Source organism: Kitasatospora sp. NPDC087315, from assembly GCF_044744345.1.
In the GTDB taxonomy this organism is placed as follows: Bacteria; Actinomycetota; Actinomycetes; order Streptomycetales; family Streptomycetaceae; genus Kitasatospora.
Genome location: NZ_JBIUYD010000003.1, coordinates 324,230 through 341,024, shown reverse-complemented (window position 1 = coordinate 341,024; position 16,795 = coordinate 324,230). Strand labels below are relative to the sequence as shown.

The 16,795-nt window shown below is 74.1% G+C and carries 14 protein-coding genes and 1 pseudogene; 6 read left to right on the top strand and 9 right to left on the bottom strand.

The features are described from left to right. Nucleotides 1-2: 2 nt before the first annotated feature. The 3 genes from ACIO5D_RS06550 to hutU are packed head-to-tail and all read right to left on the bottom strand — an operon-like array spanning nucleotide 3 to nucleotide 4,254. Nucleotides 3-1,352, bottom strand: coding sequence for a formimidoylglutamate deiminase (locus ACIO5D_RS06550; protein ID WP_400653208.1), 1,350 nt, complete (start codon nucleotides 1,350-1,352; stop codon nucleotides 3-5). Next, on the bottom strand, nucleotides 1,343-2,539 hold the full coding sequence (locus ACIO5D_RS06545; RefSeq protein WP_400794161.1) for an allantoate amidohydrolase: 1,197 nt from the start codon (nucleotides 2,537-2,539) through the stop codon (nucleotides 1,343-1,345). The genes ACIO5D_RS06550 and ACIO5D_RS06545 overlap by 10 nt, the downstream gene beginning before the upstream one ends. 26 nt (nucleotides 2,540-2,565) lie before the next feature. Next, complete coding sequence (gene hutU / locus ACIO5D_RS06540; RefSeq protein ID WP_400794063.1) at nucleotides 2,566-4,254, bottom strand: urocanate hydratase; 1,689 nt, start codon at nucleotides 4,252-4,254, stop codon at nucleotides 2,566-2,568. Between the two features lie 181 nt (nucleotides 4,255-4,435). On the opposite strand from hutU, the gene ACIO5D_RS06535 reads away from it, so the two are divergent. Then, complete coding sequence (locus ACIO5D_RS06535) at nucleotides 4,436-4,837, top strand: hypothetical protein (RefSeq protein ID WP_400653206.1); 402 nt, start codon at nucleotides 4,436-4,438, stop codon at nucleotides 4,835-4,837. Nucleotides 4,838-5,048: 211 nt separating this feature from the next. Continuing rightward, the gene (locus tag ACIO5D_RS06530) at nucleotides 5,049-5,624 is read left to right on the top strand and encodes a hypothetical protein (RefSeq protein WP_400794061.1); all 576 of its coding nucleotides are present in this window, start codon (nucleotides 5,049-5,051) and stop codon (nucleotides 5,622-5,624) included. Nucleotides 5,625-5,664: 40 nt separating this feature from the next. On the opposite strand, the gene ACIO5D_RS06525 is transcribed toward ACIO5D_RS06530, so the two are convergent. Together ACIO5D_RS06525 and ACIO5D_RS06520 are read right to left on the bottom strand one after the other, a co-directional pair. Continuing rightward, nucleotides 5,665-5,997 (bottom strand): hypothetical protein, encoded by a 333-nt coding sequence (locus tag ACIO5D_RS06525; protein WP_400653202.1) that lies wholly within the window; start codon nucleotides 5,995-5,997, stop codon nucleotides 5,665-5,667. A 69-nt stretch (nucleotides 5,998-6,066) separates the two neighbouring features. Beyond that, nucleotides 6,067-6,936, bottom strand: coding sequence for a MurR/RpiR family transcriptional regulator (locus ACIO5D_RS06520; protein WP_400794059.1), 870 nt, complete (start codon nucleotides 6,934-6,936; stop codon nucleotides 6,067-6,069). 210 nt (nucleotides 6,937-7,146) lie between these two features. On the opposite strand from ACIO5D_RS06520, the gene ACIO5D_RS06515 reads away from it, so the two are divergent. After that, nucleotides 7,147-7,563 carry a hypothetical protein gene (locus ACIO5D_RS06515; protein ID WP_400794057.1) on the top strand — a complete coding sequence of 139 codons (417 nt, stop codon included), beginning with the start codon at nucleotides 7,147-7,149 and terminating at the stop codon, nucleotides 7,561-7,563. 53 nt (nucleotides 7,564-7,616) lie between these two features. Here the strand turns inward: ACIO5D_RS06515 and hutH are convergent, their stop codons facing one another. Continuing rightward, nucleotides 7,617-9,200: a histidine ammonia-lyase gene (hutH, locus tag ACIO5D_RS06510; RefSeq protein ID WP_363605802.1), complete on the bottom strand. Its 1,584-nt coding sequence runs from the start codon at nucleotides 9,198-9,200 to the stop codon at nucleotides 7,617-7,619. 159 nt (nucleotides 9,201-9,359) lie between these two features. Between hutH and fdhD the strand changes: the two genes are divergently transcribed. Continuing rightward, complete coding sequence (fdhD, locus tag ACIO5D_RS06505) at nucleotides 9,360-10,181, top strand: formate dehydrogenase accessory sulfurtransferase FdhD (protein WP_400794055.1); 822 nt, start codon at nucleotides 9,360-9,362, stop codon at nucleotides 10,179-10,181. A 652-nt stretch (nucleotides 10,182-10,833) separates the two neighbouring features. Here fdhD and ACIO5D_RS06500 read toward each other — a convergent pair. From ACIO5D_RS06500 to ACIO5D_RS06490, 3 genes and pseudogenes are all read right to left on the bottom strand, one after another. Next, nucleotides 10,834-11,970 (bottom strand): annotated as a pseudogene (locus ACIO5D_RS06500) (diguanylate cyclase domain-containing protein); the annotation flags it as partial. 441 nt (nucleotides 11,971-12,411) lie between these two features. After that, entirely contained in the window at nucleotides 12,412-13,677 is a 1,266-nt protein-coding gene (locus ACIO5D_RS06495; protein ID WP_400756097.1) for an adenylate/guanylate cyclase domain-containing protein, read from the bottom strand. 33 nt (nucleotides 13,678-13,710) lie between these two features. After that, nucleotides 13,711-14,625, bottom strand: a complete 915-nt coding sequence (locus ACIO5D_RS06490; protein WP_363605686.1) for a biotin--[acetyl-CoA-carboxylase] ligase — start codon at nucleotides 14,623-14,625, stop codon at nucleotides 13,711-13,713. Nucleotides 14,626-14,843: 218 nt separating this feature from the next. Between ACIO5D_RS06490 and ACIO5D_RS06485 the strand changes: the two genes are divergently transcribed. Then, nucleotides 14,844-16,433, top strand: coding sequence for an acyl-CoA carboxylase subunit beta (locus tag ACIO5D_RS06485; protein WP_400794053.1), 1,590 nt, complete (start codon nucleotides 14,844-14,846; stop codon nucleotides 16,431-16,433). A 24-nt stretch (nucleotides 16,434-16,457) separates the two neighbouring features. Further along, nucleotides 16,458-16,679: an acyl-CoA carboxylase epsilon subunit gene (locus ACIO5D_RS06480; protein ID WP_363605682.1), complete on the top strand. Its 222-nt coding sequence runs from the start codon at nucleotides 16,458-16,460 to the stop codon at nucleotides 16,677-16,679. Nucleotides 16,680-16,795: the final 116 nt, after the last annotated feature.

Below are 16,795 nucleotides of genomic sequence, written 5' to 3'. Positions count from 1 at the left end.
GGTCAGCAGCTCAGCGCGGCGATCGAGGTGCGCAGAGCACCCGGGACGTCCGGCACCAGCTGGTGCACACCGTCCCTGACCACGTGTCGGCCGCCGACCACCAGGTGCCGCACATCGGCGGCCGAGGCGGCGAAGACCGCGATCTCGGCGCCGAGCCGGGGCGGCGGCCCTGCGGTGCGCACCGAGTCCAGCCCGATCACGGTGAAGTCGGCGAGCGCGCCGGCCTCGATCCGCCCGGCCTCCGGCCAGCCGAGCGAGGCGTGCCCGTCCTCGGTACCGGCCCGCAGCAGCGCGTTGGCCGTCCAGTGGCCCCGGGTGCGGGTGCGCAGCCGCTCGTTCAGCTCCAGCGCGCGGGCCTCCTCGAACGGGTCGACCACCGCGTGGCTGTCGCTGCCGAGGGTGACCGGGCAGCCGGCCGCGGCCAGTTGGCGGGCCGGCCCGACACCGTCCGCGAGGTCCCGCTCGGTGGTGGGGCACATGCAGATGGTGGTGGAGGAGTCGGTGAGGAGCTTGATGTCCTCGTCGGTCAGATGGGTGGCGTGCACGGCCGAGGTGCGCGGGCCGAGCACCCCGTGGTCCGCGAGCAGCCGGGTCGGGGTGACGCCGTGCGCGGTGAGACAGGCGTCGTTCTCCGCGGTCTGCTCGGAGAGGTGGACGTGCAGCGGGGCCCGCCGCATCGACGCCCAGCGCGCGACCGTGCCCAACTGCTCGGCGGGCACCGCCCGGACGGAGTGGATGGCGGCGCCGATCCGGGCGTGCTCGCGCGGCTTGAGGGCGTCCGCCCGCTCGGCCCAGGCGTCGGCGTCACCGTCGCTGAACCGGCGCTGGGGCTTGGTCGGTTCGGCGCCGAAGCCCGACGACAGGTAGCAGGTGTCCAGCAGGGTGATCCGGATGCCGGCCCGGGCGGCGGCCTCGATCAGTGCCTCGCCCATCGCGTTGGGATCGTCGTAGCGGGCGCCGCCGGGCGCGTGGTGCAGGTAGTGGAACTCCCCCACCGCGGTGATCCCGGCCAGCGCCATCTCCGCGTAGGCGGCCGTGGCGAGCGCCAGGTAGCGGTCCGGGTCGAGCGCCCCGGCGAACCGGTACATGGTGTCCCGCCACGTCCAGAAGGTGCCGGAGCCGACCTGGACGTTGCCGCGCAGCGCCCGGTGGAAGGCGTGCGAGTGGGCGTTGGCCTGGCCGGGCAGCAGCAGCCCGTCGAGCCGGACGGCGCCGGGCGGGCAGGGCCCGCTCTCCGGCGTCACCCCGGTGATCCGGCCGCCGGGCCCGGTGGCGATCAGCACGTCGGGTTCGACCACCGGCCCGTTGACGTGCGGCAGCCAGGCGTACGGGGCCCAGTAGGTTACTGACACGCCAGGTCCTCCAGGACGTCGGCCAGGGCGGCGACCCCGGCCAGGCAGTCCGCCTCCTCGGCGTGTTCGGCCGGGGAGTGCGAGACACCGCTCGGGTTTCGTACGAACAGCATGGCGGTCGGAACGGCCGATGCCAGGATTCCGGCGTCGTGTCCCGCGCCGGTCGGCAGGACGGGGGCGGCGGCGCCGTCCCCGCCGATGACCCGCGCGAGCCGGTCGCGCAGCGGCCCGTCGAAGTCCACCACCGGCGTGTACGACTCGCGGGTCAGCTCGACCCGGACGCCGTCGCGGTCGCCCCGCTCGGCGGCGGCCCGCTCGATCTCCGCCACCAGCGCGGTGAGGGTCGGCTCGTCGGCGGCGCGGGAGTCCAGCCAGCCGCGCACCAGCGAGGCGATCGCGTTGGTGCCGTTGGGCTCGACGGCGACCTTGCCGAAGGTGGCCAGCGCGCCCGCCAGCCGGGCCTTCTTCCGGGCGGTGAGCACGGTGTTGGCGTAGGTCAGCATCGGGTCGCGGCGGTCCTCGATCCGGGTGGTGCCGGCGTGGTTGGCCTCGCCGTGGAAGTCGAAGCGCCAGCGGCCGTGCGGCCAGATCGCGCTGGCCACCCCGACCGGCCGGTCCTCGGCGAGGTGGCGGCCCTGCTCGACGTGCAGCTCGACGAAGGCGCCGATCCTGGCCAGCCGGTCGCCGTCCGCGCCGATCGCCGCCGGGTCGTGGCCGGCCCGTTCCATCGCGTCGGGCAGCCGGACGCCGTCGGCGTCGCGCAGCTCGAACGCGGCCCCGGGCGACAGCACACCGGCGGTGAGCCGGGAGCCGATGCAGGCCACGCCGAACCGGGCGCCCTCCTCGTCGCCGAAGTTGACGATCGCCAGCGGCCGGGCCAACTCGGTGCCCCGGGCGCGGAGTTCGTCGAGTGCGGCGAAGGAGGAGACCACCCCGAGCGGGCCGTCGTAGGCGCCGCCGTCGGGGACGGAGTCCAGGTGCGAGCCGGTGACGACCGCGCCCGGGCCCTGCGGATCACCCAGCCAGGCCCACTGGTTGCCGTTGCGGTCCAGCTCGTAGGTGAGGCCGCGGGCGCGGGCCTGCCCCTCGAACCAGTCCCGGCACTCGGCGTCGGCGGAGCTCCAGGCGAAACGGCGGTAGCCGCCGGAGACGGCGGAGCGGCCCACCGGGAGCAGCTCCGCCCACATCTCCTCGAAGCTCGGGGGCTTGACGGTCACAGCGCACCCGTCGGGCCGTGCTCGCGCATGGGGACGCGCACCCCGCGCTCGTCGGCGACCTCGGCGGCCCGGTCGTACCCGGCGTCCACGTGCCGGATCACGCCCATGCCCGGGTCGTTGGTGAGCACCCGGCGGATCTTCTCGCCGGCCAGCGGCGTGCCGTCGGCGACGGTGACCTGGCCGGCGTGGATCGAGCGGCCGATGCCGACGCCACCGCCGTGGTGGATGGAGACCCAGGACGCGCCGGAGGCGACGTTGACCATGGCGTTGAGCAGCGGCCAGTCGGCGATCGCGTCGGAGCCGTCCAGCATCGCCTCGGTCTCCCGGTACGGGGAGGCGACCGAGCCGCAGTCCAGGTGGTCGCGGCCGATCACGATCGGCGCGGACAGTTCGCCGGACGCCACCATGTCGTTGAACCGCTCGCCGGCCTTGTCGCGCTCGCCGTAGCCGAGCCAGCAGATCCGCGCGGGCAGGCCCTGGAAGTGCACCTTCTCCTGGGCCATCCTGATCCAGCGGTGCAGCGACTCGTTCTCCGGGAAGAGGTCGAGGACGGCCTTGTCGGTCTTGTGGATGTCCTGCGGGTCGCCGGAGAGCGCCGCCCAGCGGAACGGGCCCCTGCCCTCGCAGAACAGCGGCCGGATGTACGCCGGGACGAAGCCGGGGAAGGCGAACGCCCGGTCGTAGCCGGCCAGCCGGGCCTCGCCGCGGATCGAGTTGCCGTAGTCGAACACCTCGGCGCCGCGGTCCAGGAAGCCGACCATCGCCTCCACGTGCCGGGCCATCGACTCGCGCGAGCGCTGGATGAACTCGGCGGGCTTCTCGGCCGCGTAGGTCGCCATGTCGTCGAAGGCCACGCCCAGCGGCAGGTAGCTCAGCGGGTCGTGGGCGCTGGTCTGGTCGGTGACGATGTCGATCGGCGCGTCCATCGCGAGCAGCTGCGGGAACAGCTCGGCGGCGTTGCCCAGCACGCCGATGGAGAGCGGCTGCCGCTTGTCGCGGGCGGCGGTGGCCAGTTCCAGCGCGTGCGAGAGGTCCTTGGCCTCGACGTCCAGGTAGCGGTGCTCGATCCGGCGGGCGATCCGGGACGGGTCGCAGTCGACGCAGATCGCCACGCCGCCGTTCATGGTGACGGCCAGCGGCTGGGCGCCGCCCATGCCGCCGAGCCCGGCGGTGAGGGTGATGGTGCCCGCCAGGGTGCCCCCGTAGCGCTTGTTGGCGACGGCGGCGAAGGTCTCGTAGGTGCCCTGGAGGATGCCCTGGGTGCCGATGTAGATCCACGACCCGGCGGTCATCTGCCCGTACATGGTGAGCCCGAGGGACTCCAGCCGCCGGAACTCCTCCCAGTTCGCCCAGTCCCCGACCAGGTTGGAGTTGGCGATCAGCACCCGGGGCGCCCACTCGTGGGTCTGCATCACACCGACCGGGCGGCCGGACTGGACCAGCATGGTCTCGTCCCGCTTCAGCCCCTCCAGCGTGCGCACCATGGCGTCGAACGACCGCCAGTCCCGCGCCGCCTTGCCGGTGCCGCCGTACACCACCAGCTTCGACGGGTGCTCGGCCACCTCCGGGTCGAGGTTGTTCATCAGCATCCGCAGGGCGGCCTCCTGCTGCCACCCCTGCGCCGTCAGCGTCGTACCCCGCGCCGCGCGCACCTCACGCGGCCCGCCCGTCTGCTGCTGCACCATGCTCCCGGCCTCCCTGCGGATGAATTCATTCAGTTTCTACCTGGCTGAATATATCCAATCACTCAGCCTCTGGCCAGGGTTGAGACCGAGGGCATCGGGAGAATTCAGAGCACTCCAGATCACTCCGCGCACCACCGTGATAGGGTACGCAGCATCGCCGCACAGAGAGGGGAGACACGCCATGCCGCAGGTCGAGATCGACATCCAGACCGCCCGAGCCCTGGAGTTCGCCGCCCGGATGGCCGGCGTCACGCCCGGCCAGGTGGTCGCCCGACTGGTGGCCGACGCCAGCCTGGCCGCCCCGGCGGCGCGGCAGAACGCGCCGGTACCGCCCGGCGACAAGCGCGTGGCCGTCCACGCGACGTACGAGGGATTCCTCACCAAGGCCCTGTTCGACCCCGAAACCAGCCGCGTGGACATCACTTCAGGCCCACTGGACGGCACCTCGCACAAGACGCCCAGCTCGGCCGCCCGGGCAATCGTCCAGCACTACAACCCGGACGTCTCGGGTTCGAGGAACGGCTGGTCCTTCTTCACCCTCAGCGACGGCAGCAAGCGTCCACTGCAGAGCATCCGGCGCTGACGCAGCACAACCGCAGGCCACGCGCCGGAGGTGTCCCGCACGAGCACCCGTCGCGATGGTGCTTGATCCGCAGGATCGCCCGGCGCGGCCCGGGGCGGAAAACAGCAGTGCCCCGGGCGGCATGCGCGCAGAGGCGACCCGGGGCTTACCCGCTCGACGGCAGCACCGTCCTCCGGGACCTGAAGGGTCCCGCCGTCCATCGGGGGGCCTTGTGAACACCGGCGAACGGCCGACCTGGATGCTTCGAAGCCTTTCGGAGCCACGGCTGGAGCCCCATGCGCCGGCCACCGGTGCAGGGGAGGACGCCGCCCGGCTGCACCGGTGGAACATCGAGGTCTCCGCAGCCTTCTACGGCGCTGCACTGCCTGGAGGTCACGCTCCGCAACGCCCTGCACGGCGCAAGTGCGAGCGCCGGATCCGCCACAGGCAGGTGACGGCCGACGACGTTGTCGCGGAGCTCTCGTTCGGGTTCTGGGTGAAGCTGCTCTCCGGACGGCATGCCCGGACGTTCTGGGTTCCCGCGCTCCACCGGGCCTTCCCGAGCGACATCGGGCGCCGTGACGACCTGCACCGGAGGTTCGTCACCATGATGCGGTTGCGCAACCGGATCAGCCACCACGAACCGATCCACCACCGCCACCTCGAAGCCGGCCACGCGACGCTCCACCATCCGCTCGCGTGCCTCGATGCCGAGCCGGCTGCCCAGGCCTTGCGGCTGGACAGGGTCCCGGCCGTCTTGAAGCAGCGCCAGGACACGTGCCCGGGCCTGCGTCCACCGCGGTTCTGACCGAAACGCGATCGCCCGCACGCCCGCCTCCGGGCAGGTCTCAGGCCGCCTCGTCGCCGTCCCAGTCGATGCCGATCTCGGCGAGCCAGCGGCGGTCGGCGGCGTCGGGGGTGGTGGCGGTGGCCGGCGGGCGGGGCGGCCGGGGGATCTCCTGGACGGGACCGAGGCCGTACCTCTCGGCGGCCTCGGCGGCGCGGGCGTCGGGTTCGATGACGCCGACGTGGACGGCGCTCTCGTCCCCCGGGTCGAGGACGGTCAGTTCGGGGTCGGGCAGCCGGCGCAGGGTGACGCGCCGTCCGCAGGTCGGGCAGGACCACTCGTCGGCGCCCGAGGCGAGCCGGCCGACGAACTTCATCTCGTGGATCACGCGCATCACAGGTTCCCCCTGCCGATCGGCCCTGGGTACGGGCCTGTTGACAGGATTCCCGCCGCGCCCCGGGGGCTACTCCAGAAAGAGCCCACGAGCCGTCGCCGACTGCTCGATGGCCTCCAACCGGGCCTCGGCGCCGGGGAGTTCGTCGCACATGCGCTGGAGCAGCACCCGGCCGAGCATCATCGGCGCGCAGGCGGTGTCGAAGACCAGGCCGGTGCCGACGGCGGCCGGCAGCATCAGGTCGGAGAGCTTGGCGACCGGAGCGAAGGCGCTGTCGGCGACGGTCAGGACGGTCAGCCCGCACTCCCGGGCCACCGCCAGAGCGTCCATCAGCTCGCGCGGGTAGCGCGGCAGGGCGAAGCAGAGCAGCGCGCTCGCCCCGCCGGCGGCGGCCTGTTCGATGCGGTCGGCGAGCATGCTGCCGCCCTCGTCGAGCAGCCGGACGTCCGGGTGCACCTTGGCCGCGAAGTAGGCGAAGCCGCGCGCCTGGGCGGAGGCGGCCCGCAGGCCGAGCACCGGCAGCGGCCGGGAGGCGGCGAGCAGCCGGGCGGCCCGGGTGACCGGCTCGGGGTCGGCGAGGAGTTCGGCGAGGTGGCGCAGGTGCTCGATCTCGGCCAGGACGGCCTGCTGGTGCTCGTTGCGCACCGCGTCGTCCGGGCTCTCCGGCGCGGCCGGCTCGCCGACGCCGAGTTCGCGCAGCTGCTTGCGCAGCGCCGGGTAGCCGTCGTAGCCGAGCGCCACCGCGAAGCGGGTGACGGACGGCTGGCTGACGCCGGCCAGTTCGGCGACCTCGACGCTGGAGAGGAACGGCGCCTCGGTGGCGTGCCGGACCAGCGAGTGGGCGATCCGCCGCTGGGTGGGGGTCAGCCGGTGACCCTCGAACAGCTGGAGCAGCCGCGCGGAGGGGCCGACCGTGCCGGTGTCGTCGGTGGCGGTCATCAGCGGTACCTCCGGATGCGAGCTGTTCGGACGACGACTGTGCAGCAGTGCGCCGCCACTGGCAAAGACGTCTCGTACGCCGGGACGGCCGGTGAGACGCCCCGGAGGGCGGACGAACCCTCGGGGTAACCCTGATTTCTCCCTGAACCCGCCCGGATTACCTGGCGAACCGGTGGACCGGCCCGGCCGCGCGGGCGCACGCTGGTGGCCATGGACACTCGCCAGGACGAACTGAGGCGCGACCTCGACGCCACCCTGCAGGCGCGCAAGGAACTCGGCAAGGAGTACGAGGCGGAGCTGGTCGACTCGTTCCTGTCCCGGCTGGAGTCCCGGCTGGACGCCCGCCTCGACACCCGGCTGGAGCGCCGGCTGGCCGAGCGGCTCGACGGGTCCGGGATCGCGGAGCGCCCGCGCCGCCGCCCGTCCGGCCGCTCGAACTCGAAGCTGCCGCTGGCCTCCCTGGTGCTGGGCATCCCGCTCACCGCCATCGCGACCGGCGGCCCGGGGAACGGCGTCATGGGCCTGATCGTCTGCTGGGCGGGCATCGTCGGCGTCAACGTGGCCGCCGCCATGGGCGACCGCCGCGAGGAGGCCAGGGCCAAGCGGTCGCGGGACGACTGGGACTGAGGCGGGGCCACCGGCCCCGCCTCCGCTCCCGTCCGCCCCGCGACCGCCACGGCTCAGGCCAGCGGCCCGGTGACCTGCTCGACCGCCCGCACCAGCCCGCCGGAGGCGACCAGCGCGGCGGCGGCCTCCAGGTCCGGCGAGAGGAAGCGGTCGCGGCCCGCGCCGCCGACCCCGGCCGCCCGGGCGGCGGCCAGCGCGGCGGCGGTGGCCGGGGCCACCGTGCCACTGGCGTCGGCCTGCTGACGGATCTCCAGCGCGCGGGCGGCGGCGGTGAGTTCGACGGCGAGGATCCGGCCGAGGTTCTCCACCGACTGGCGCAGCTTGCGGGCGGCGGACCAGCCCATCGAGACGTGGTCCTCCTGCATCGCGGAGGACGGGATCGAGTCGACCGAGGCCGGCACCGCGAGCCGCTTGTTCTCGCTGACCAGCGCCGCCTGGGTGTACTGGGCGATCATCAGGCCGGAGTCCACGCCCGGGTCGTCGGCCAGGAAGGCCGGCAGCCCGTGCGAGCGGGCCTTGTCCAGCAGCCGGTCGGTGCGGCGCTCGGAGATCGAGCCCAGGTCGGCGGCGGCGATGGCGAGGAAGTCCAGCACGTACGCCACCGGGGCGCCGTGGAAGTTGCCGTTGGACTCCACCCGGCCGTCCGGCAGCACCACCGGGTTGTCCACCGAGGCGGCCAGCTCGCGGGAGGCGACCAGCCGGGCGTGGGTGAGCGTGTCGCGGCCCGCGCCGGCCACCTGCGGGGCGCAGCGGATCGAGTAGGCGTCCTGGACGCGCGGCGCGTCGTCCTGGTGGTGGCCGGTGAGGCCGGAGTCCTTGAGGACGGCCAGCATGTTGGCGGCGCTCAGCGCCTGGCCGGGGTGCGGGCGGATCGGGGCGTGCAGCTCGGGGGCGAGCACCTTCTCGGTGCCGAGCAGCGCCTCCAGGGTCATCGCGGCGGTGATGTCGGCGGTGGTGAACAGGCGCGACAGGTCGGCGATGGCCATCACCAGCATGCCGAGCATGCCGTCGGTGCCGTTGATGAGGGCCAGGCCCTCCTTCTCCAGCAGCTCGACCGGCTCGATGCCGGCCGCGGCGAGCAGTTCGGCGGCGGGGCGCTCCACGCCGTCCGGGCCGGTGGCCACGCCCTCGCCCATCAGGACGAGCGCGCAGTGCGACAGCGGCGCGAGGTCGCCGGAGCAGCCGAGCGAGCCGAACTCGCGGACCACCGGCGTGATGCCGGCGTTGAGGATCGCGGCCATGGTCCGCGCGACCAGCGGGCGGACCCCGGTCCGGCCCGAGGCCAGCGTCTTCATCCGCAGGAAGACCAGTGCCCGGACCACCTCGCGCTCCACCGCGGGCCCCATCCCGGCGGCGTGCGAGCGCACCAGCGACCGCTGCAACTGGGCCCGCAGCTCGGGGCTGATGTGCCGCACGGCGAGCGCACCGAACCCGGTGGAGACGCCGTAGACGGGGCGCGGCTCGGCCGCGAGGGCGTCGATCCGGGCGCGGGCGGCCGCCATCTCGGCGATCGCGTCGGGACCGATCTCGACCCGGGCGTTCCCCCGGGCGACCGCCAGCACGTCCTCGGCGCTGACGTCGGCCTTGCCGACCTGGACGAGCGGCGCGTCGGGGGCCACAGCACTGTGCATATCCATATACACCATCACATCAGGTGAATGAAGATATGACAACCGTCCTGGCTCATCATGGAACCCCCGGCCGGCGGCCGGTCAGGAACCCCAGGCAGGATTCTCGGACACCGGGGCCGTTGACGCACGCTGGTGGCCACGGGACCGTACGGAGGTGGAGGTGCCATGACGCGAGCGACGGCGCGGCGGCGGGTGGTGCGGCTGCGCGGGGACGGGCGCAGTACGCGGCCGGACGCCCTGGCGGCGGAGGAGCCGCTGGAGATCCGGCTCGGCGGCGAGCCGCTGACGGTGACCATGCGGACCCCGGGGCAGGACTTCGACCTGGTGGCCGGGTTCCTGGTGGGCGAGGGCCTGGTCCACACCGCCGACGAGCTGGCGGCGCTGCGCTACTGCGCCGGGACGGACGAGGCGGGCGCCAACACCTACAACGTGGTGGACGCGACCCTGCGCACCCCCGGGGCGCTCCCGCTCTCCGCGCACCGCAACCTGCTCACCACCAGCGCCTGCGGCCTCTGCGGCCGCGACACCGTGGACGCCGTCCGCACCCACGTCCGCCACAAGGTCGCGGACGACCCGCTCACCGTCCCCCCGGCACTGCTGTACGGGCTGCCGGACCGGCTGCGGGAGGCGCAGCGGACCTTCGAGTCGACCGGCGGCCTGCACGCCGCCGGGCTGTTCGACCCGGCGACCGGCGAGCTGCTCTGCGCGCGCGAGGACGTCGGCCGGCACAACGCGGTGGACAAGGTCGTCGGCTGGGCGCTGCGCGCGGGCCGGCTGCCGCTGACCGGGCACGTCCTGCTGGTCAGCGGCCGGGCCTCGTTCGAGCTGACCCAGAAGGCCGCGCTGGCGGGCGTCCCGCTGCTGGCGGCCGTCTCGGCGCCGTCCTCCCTCGCGGTGGACCTGGCCGAGGAGCTGGGTCTGACCCTGGTCGGCTTCCTGCGCGGCGAGGGCGCCAACGTCTACACCCGCCCCGACCGGATCAGCTGACCCCTCCCGCGCCGCCGCCCGGCAGCCGCGCCTCGACCAGGTCGGCCGCGCGGGCCGCGCCGCCCTACCCCGGGGGCGGCGAGGCCGGGCCGGAGAGCGCCACCGCGACGAGCGCCCGCATCGCGGCGGTGACCTGCCCCAGCGGCAGCGTGGCGTCGTCCGCGAACAGCTCGACCAGCCAGCCGCCGGCCGCGTTCTGCCCGCCCGCCGCGACCATCCCCCGGTAGCCGGAGACCACCAGCACGGCCTCCTCGGCCGGATCGTTCCCCGCCGCCCCGGAGCGCAGCGCGAACGCGCCACCGCGCACCGCCCGCCGGGTCATCGGGTAGTGCCGCAGGTCGAAGACGGCGTCCGGGGCCTCGATCTGGGCCCGCTGGGTCTCCGCCCGGCTGCTGCTCGGCCCGCTGGTCATCCGGTAGACGGCGTGCTGCACGGTCCGCATCAGCTGCGAGCCCGGCGGCACGTACGAGACCCACCAGCCGACCGTGTCCAGCAGCCGGGCCGAGGTCTCGGCGACGACGACCAGCTTGCCGATGGTGTCCGCGGGGTGGATCGCGCGGACCGAGCCGTGCTGGTCCAGCGCGGACAGCACGGCGGTGAGCAGCTGGCCCGGGTCCGCACTGTGCGCGGCGCCCCGGAACCGCCGCCGGTCGCCCGCCCCCGCCCGGCCGGCGTGCCGGCCCCGCCCGTCGGCCCGGTGGTGCGGGTCGGCGGCGTCGGCGAGCAGCACGGTCGGGTCGGGCGAGAAGCCGGGGCCGTGGCTGCGCCCGGCCACCACCGGGTGGGCGGCGCGGGCGGCCTTGGCGCGGTACTGGGCGGCGTCGGCGAGCCGGAACAGCCGGTCGGGGGTGGTGACCGGGCCGATCGAGTCCCCGGTGGAGGCGACCCCGCAGGCGACGCCCTCGCCCTCGGCCAGCGCCAGCGCCCGCGCGCACAGCTCCTCGGCGACGGCGACCACCTCGTCGGCCTTCTGGCCCTCGACGAGCAGGCAGAACTCGTCGCCGCCGAGCCGGGCGGCCAGGCTGCCGGGGAGCTTGGCGGCGGCCAGCGACAGCTGGTGGGCGAACCGTTCCAGCAGCCGGTCGCCCATCTCGTGGCCGAGCTGGTCGTTGACCCGCTTCAGGCCGTTGACGTCGCAGACCACCAGCGAGACCACCGTGTTGTCCCGGTTGTGCGCCTCCAGCGCGCTCTCCAGCCGGGCGTCCACGGCCCGGCGGTTGGCCAGGCCGGTCAGCGGGTCGGAGAAGGCCAGCTTGCGCAGGTCGGCCAGGCGCTCGGTCTGCGCGAGACCGGCCGAGACCTGGGCGGCCAGCAGGGTGGCGTAGTCGGCGTCCGCCTCGGTGAACTCCGGCTGCCCGAGCGTCCGCGCCAGGTACAGCTCGCCCCAGGCCTGCCCGTGCAGCACGATCGGGGCGACCACGCAGCAGGCCCGCCCGCGCCGGCGCAGCGCGGCCGCGCGCTCCTGGCAGTACGCGCCCGCGGTCGGGTGCGAGTGCCCGGGGTGCGGGATCGAGTTCTCGGCGGTCTGCACCCAGGCTCGGGGCAGTCGGCCGGTGGTCCAGCGCTCCTCCAGATAGGTGACGATCTCGGGAAAGTCGGCCACCGGGTAGGACTCGTCCTCCGGCAGCTCCTCCTCCCCCGGCGCCAGCTCGCCGTGGTTGACCAGCACCCGCAGCCGGCCGGACTCGCGGTCCCAGACCGAGACCGCCGCCATGGTGGCGCCGAGGGCCTCGGTGGCGCGGACGGCCGCCGCTCTGACGGCCTCCAGCGGGGTGAGCGCCCCCGCCATGTCCTGGGCGAGTTCGACCACGGACGTCAGCCGCAGATCGGGAACGACGGGCGGCTGCGGCGCCCGGTCGACGTCGCGGTCCGTCACGATCGCCTCACTGCTCACCGGCTCGCCTCGCTCCCTGTGCTCGGTCCTGCTCGGCCCCCGGGGCGCCCCCTGCCGAGCCCCGCACCCATCCGGCCGCTTGCACCAAGACTATGGCGGTTTCGCTCGGTTATGCCCCGTTTGCCCGGATCGGTCCGCCAGGCCGTACGGGTTTCAGCCGTACGGATACCCACCGGCCGACCGCCGTCCGGCCATCACCGGGCCGGCGTCCGACCGTCACCCGGGCGCCGTCCGAGCAACATCCGCCCCCTTCCTACCCCGGTCCGGCCGCGAGCCCACCTGCGTCCGCGCGGCAACCGTCACCCGTCGGCCACCGGCCGTCCCCGGGGCGGGCCGCTACGGCTGGGTGCGCGGGCGCCGCGACAGCAGCCAGGGCTCGACCAGCCCGAGCCCGCGCACCGGCCGGCGCCACATCGGCTGGAGGTTGAAGCGGTGCCCGGCGTCCGGCCCGGGCACCGGCAGACCAGGGGCGGGCATCCCGGCGGCGGCCGACAGGGCCTCGGCGAGCCCGGGCCCGTCCGCGTCGGCCGGGGCGACGCTGCCGTGCTGCTCCAGCGCGGTGGCGAACTCGCCGTCGATCAGCACCGCGTCCTTGGGCGCGATCGAGGTCAGCCGGCTGGCCAGGTTGACGGTGGTGCCGAAGACGTCGCCCATCCGCGAGGTGACGGTGCCGAAGGCCATGCCGACCCGCAGCGCGGGGATGGTGTCGTTCTCCGCCAGCGCCTCGATCAGGCTGAGCGCGATCTCGGCGGCGGTCACCGGATCCTCGGAGACGTAGAGGATCTCGTCGCCGAGCGTCTTGATCACCCGGCCGCCCTGGCCGGCGATCAGGTCGGAGCAGGTGTTCTCGAAGGTCTCGACCAGCTCGCCGAGCTCCTCCTCCTCCAGCCGGCGCGACAGCCGGGTGAAGCCGACCAGGTCCGCGAAGCCCACCGCCAGCCGGCCGCTGGTGATCTCGGTGTCCTCGGCGGCCTGCACCACCCGGCCGGTGACGGCGGCCAGCTGCCGGCGCCAGACGTACACCAGGAACTGCTCCAGCTCCGGCAGCAGCAGCTCGACCAGCGGGTACGCCACCTCGGCCCGGGTCAGGCCGGGCTCGACGGACTGGGTGAGGTTGTCCAGAAAGGTGTCCATCTGCCAGCCGGCCAGCCGGGCGGTGGTCTGTCCGGTGGAGCGTGCCACCTGGATCGCCATCGTCTCGCTGAGCAGGCCCGACTCCACCAGACCGGCGAGCCGGCGCAGCGCGATCACATCACCGTCGGTCAGCGCCCGGGACTGCCCGATGTCCGGGAAGCCCATCGCGCGCCAGAACCGGGTGGCCAGCTCCATCGGGACGTCGGCGGCCCGCGCGGCCTGGTACGGGGTGTAGCGGCGTGGCGCGTCCAGGATCAGGCGTTCCAGGTCGAGCGCGACCGTCTGGTCGTGGGTGCCCGCCGTACCGCCGTTGCCGCCGTCCTCTGCCACCGGTCCGTCCCCGTGCGGTTGCCGCACTTGCCTCGTGTCCTGCCTGTCCGGGGGCGCGCCCGCCACCCGGCGGGCAGTGGCGCGCCTCACACTGCTGCCAGGTGGAATGTTCGCACGGAATCGCTCGATCCGGGGCATCAGCCCGGGTCAAGGAGAGGTGAAGACTGCCGCTCAGCGCGGCTCGGGGCGCACATGGACGACGTCCCCCGCGCCCACTGCGCGGCGCGCGCCGTCGGGCGTCCGGACCACCAGCCGGCCGTCGCCGTCGATCGCCACCGCCTCGCCGAGCAGCTCCCGGTCGCCCGGCAGCAGGACCTTCACCGGCCGGCCGAGCGTGGTGCAGCGGTCCGTGTACGCGGGCAGCAGGCCGCTGGCGTGCGGGTCCCCGGCGGCGGCCGTCCACTCCGCGTACAGGTCGGCGAACTCGCGCAGCAGCGCGCGCAGCAGCGTGGCCCGGTCGGTCACCGCGGCCCCGGCCAGCGCCAGCGAGGCGGCGGTGGGGACGGGCAGCTCGGCCTCGCGCAGCGAGACGTTCAGGCCCAGGCCGGCCACCACCGCGCCGCCGCTCAGCTCGGTCAGGATGCCGCCGAGCTTGCGCTCCGTGCCGTCCACGACCACCTGGAGGTCGTTGGGCCACTTGAGGCCGACCTCGACCTCGGCGACCCGGCTCAGCGTGCTGGCCGCCGCCACCCCGACCAGGATCGGCAACCAGCCGTACCGTTCGACCGGTACCCCGTCCGGGCGAAGCAGGACGGAGAGGAACAGCCCCGACCGGGTCGGCGCCGTCCACTGCCGCTCCAGCCGCCCGCGCCCGGCGTTCTGTACCTCGGCGACCAGCACCGCGCCCTGCGGCGCGCCCGCCCGGGCCAGGGCGGCCAGGTCATTGTTGGTGGAGCCGGTCTCGGCGACGACGTCCAGCGAGGTCCAGAACCCGCCCTCCCTGACCAGGTCACGGCGGAGCGCCCCGGCGTCCAGCGGCGGCCGGTCCAGATCGGTCCAGGGCGAAGGACCGCCGTGTCCGAGGCCGCGCAGACCACTGCGGCGGCGGACGACGGGCTCACGCGGTGCATCGTTGGCGTCGGTCATGCGGGAAACCCTAGGTCCCCTGGAGGCCGTAGGCCGCCTTATCGTCCCGCAGAACGCGCGTTAACACACTGTGTCGATGGCCATAACGGGAAACGCCACGCGCTGGCTACGCTACCCAACGGTAGTTCGTTGTGCCGCCCTGCCCTCAAGCGCGAGTCCCGTGCGGACCTGCCCGCCACTGAACAGGACGCGGCCCATGGATCAGGGAGAGCCACCCGATGACCGAGGCGCCGTACGACCCCCACTCCACCGCCGGCAAACTCGCCGACCTGCGGCGCAGGATCGACGAGGCGGTGCACTCCGGCTCCGCGAAGGCCGTGGAGAAGCAGCACGCCAAGGGCAAGCTGACGGCCCGTGAGCGGGTCGCCGAGCTGCTGGACGAGGGCTCCTTCGTGGAGTTCGACGAGTTCGCCCGGCACCGCTCGGTCAACTTCGGCCAGGAGAAGAACCGGCCGTACGGCGACGGCGTGGTCACCGGCTACGGCACCGTGGACGGCCGCCAGGTCGCCGTCTTCGCCCAGGACTTCACCGTCTTCGGCGGCTCGCTCGGCGAGGTCTTCGGCGAGAAGATCGTCAAGGTGATGGACTTCGCGCTGAAGACCGGCTGCCCGGTCGTCGGCATCAACGACTCCGGCGGCGCCCGGATCCAGGAGGGCGTGGTCTCGCTCGGCCTGTACGGCGAGATCTTCCGCCGCAACGTCCACGCCTCCGGGGTGATCCCGCAGATCTCGCTGATCATGGGCCCCTGCGCGGGCGGCGCGGTCTACTCCCCCGCGATCACCGACTTCGTGGTGATGGCCGACCAGACCTCGCACATGTTCATCACCGGGCCCGACGTGATCAAGACCGTCACCGGCGAGGACGTCGGCATGGAGGAGCTGGGCGGCGCGCGCACCCACAACACCAAGTCCGGCAACGCGCACTACCTCGCCTCGGACGAGAAGGAGGCGGTCGAGTACGTCAAGAGCCTGCTCTCGTACCTGCCCTCCAACAACCTCTCCGACCCGCCGTCGTTCCCCGAGGAGGCGGACCTCACCGTCACCGACGAGGACCTCGAACTCGACACCCTGGTGCCGGACTCGGCGAACCAGCCGTACGACATGCACACGGTGATCGAGCACATCCTCGACGACGGCGAGTTCCTGGAGACCCAGCCGCTGTACGCGGGCAACATCATCACCGGCTTCGGCCGGGTCGAGGGCCACCCGGTCGGCATCGTCGGCAACCAGCCGATGAACCTGGCCGGCTGCCTGGACATCGCCGCCAGCGAGAAGGCCGCCCGCTTCGTGCGGACCTGCGACAGCTTCAACATCCCGGTGCTGACCTTCGTCGACGTGCCCGGCTTCCTGCCCGGCACCGGCCAGGAGTGGGACGGCATCATCCGCCGCGGCGCCAAGCTGATCTACGCCTACGCCGAGGCCACCGTCCCGCTGATCACCGTGATCACCCGGAAGGCCTTCGGCGGCGCGTACGACGTCATGGGGTCCAAGCACCTGGGCGCCGACCTCAACCTGGCCTGGCCGACCGCGCAGATCGCCGTCATGGGCGCGCAGGGCGCGGTCAACATCGTGCACCGGCGCGAGATCGCCGAGGCCGAGGCCGCCGGGACCGTCGAGACCAGGCGGGCCGAGCTGCTCGCCTCGTACGAGGACACCCTGCTCAACCCGTACCTGGCCGCCGAACGCGGCTATGTGGACGCCGTCATCGCGCCGAGCGACACCCGTCGGCACATCGTGCGCGGCCTGCGGGCGCTGCGCGGCAAGCGCGAGGTGCTGCCGCCCAAGAAGCACGGAAACATTCCGCTGTAGCCCGAGTCGCGAGAGGATTGAGCCATGGCCCCGATCCACGTGCTGCACGGGCAGCCGACCCCCGAGGAGCTCGCCACCGTCCTGGCGGTGGTCCAGGCCCGGGCCGCCGCCGCGCAGGCCGCCGCCGAGGCGGCCCGCCGCGCCGGTGTCGGCCCGGAAGCCCCCTGGAACGACCACGCCCGCTGGATGCGCCCCGTCCTGCGCCCCGGCGCCAACGCCTGGCGCACCTCCGGCTGGGCCGCTTAGGGCGCCCCGCCCGGGGGGGGGGGGGGGGGGGGCCGCCCCCCCCCCCCCCCGGGCGGGGGGGGGGCGGGGGGGGCGCGGGGCGGGGGGGGCGGGGGGGGCCGAACCCGGGTGCGCGG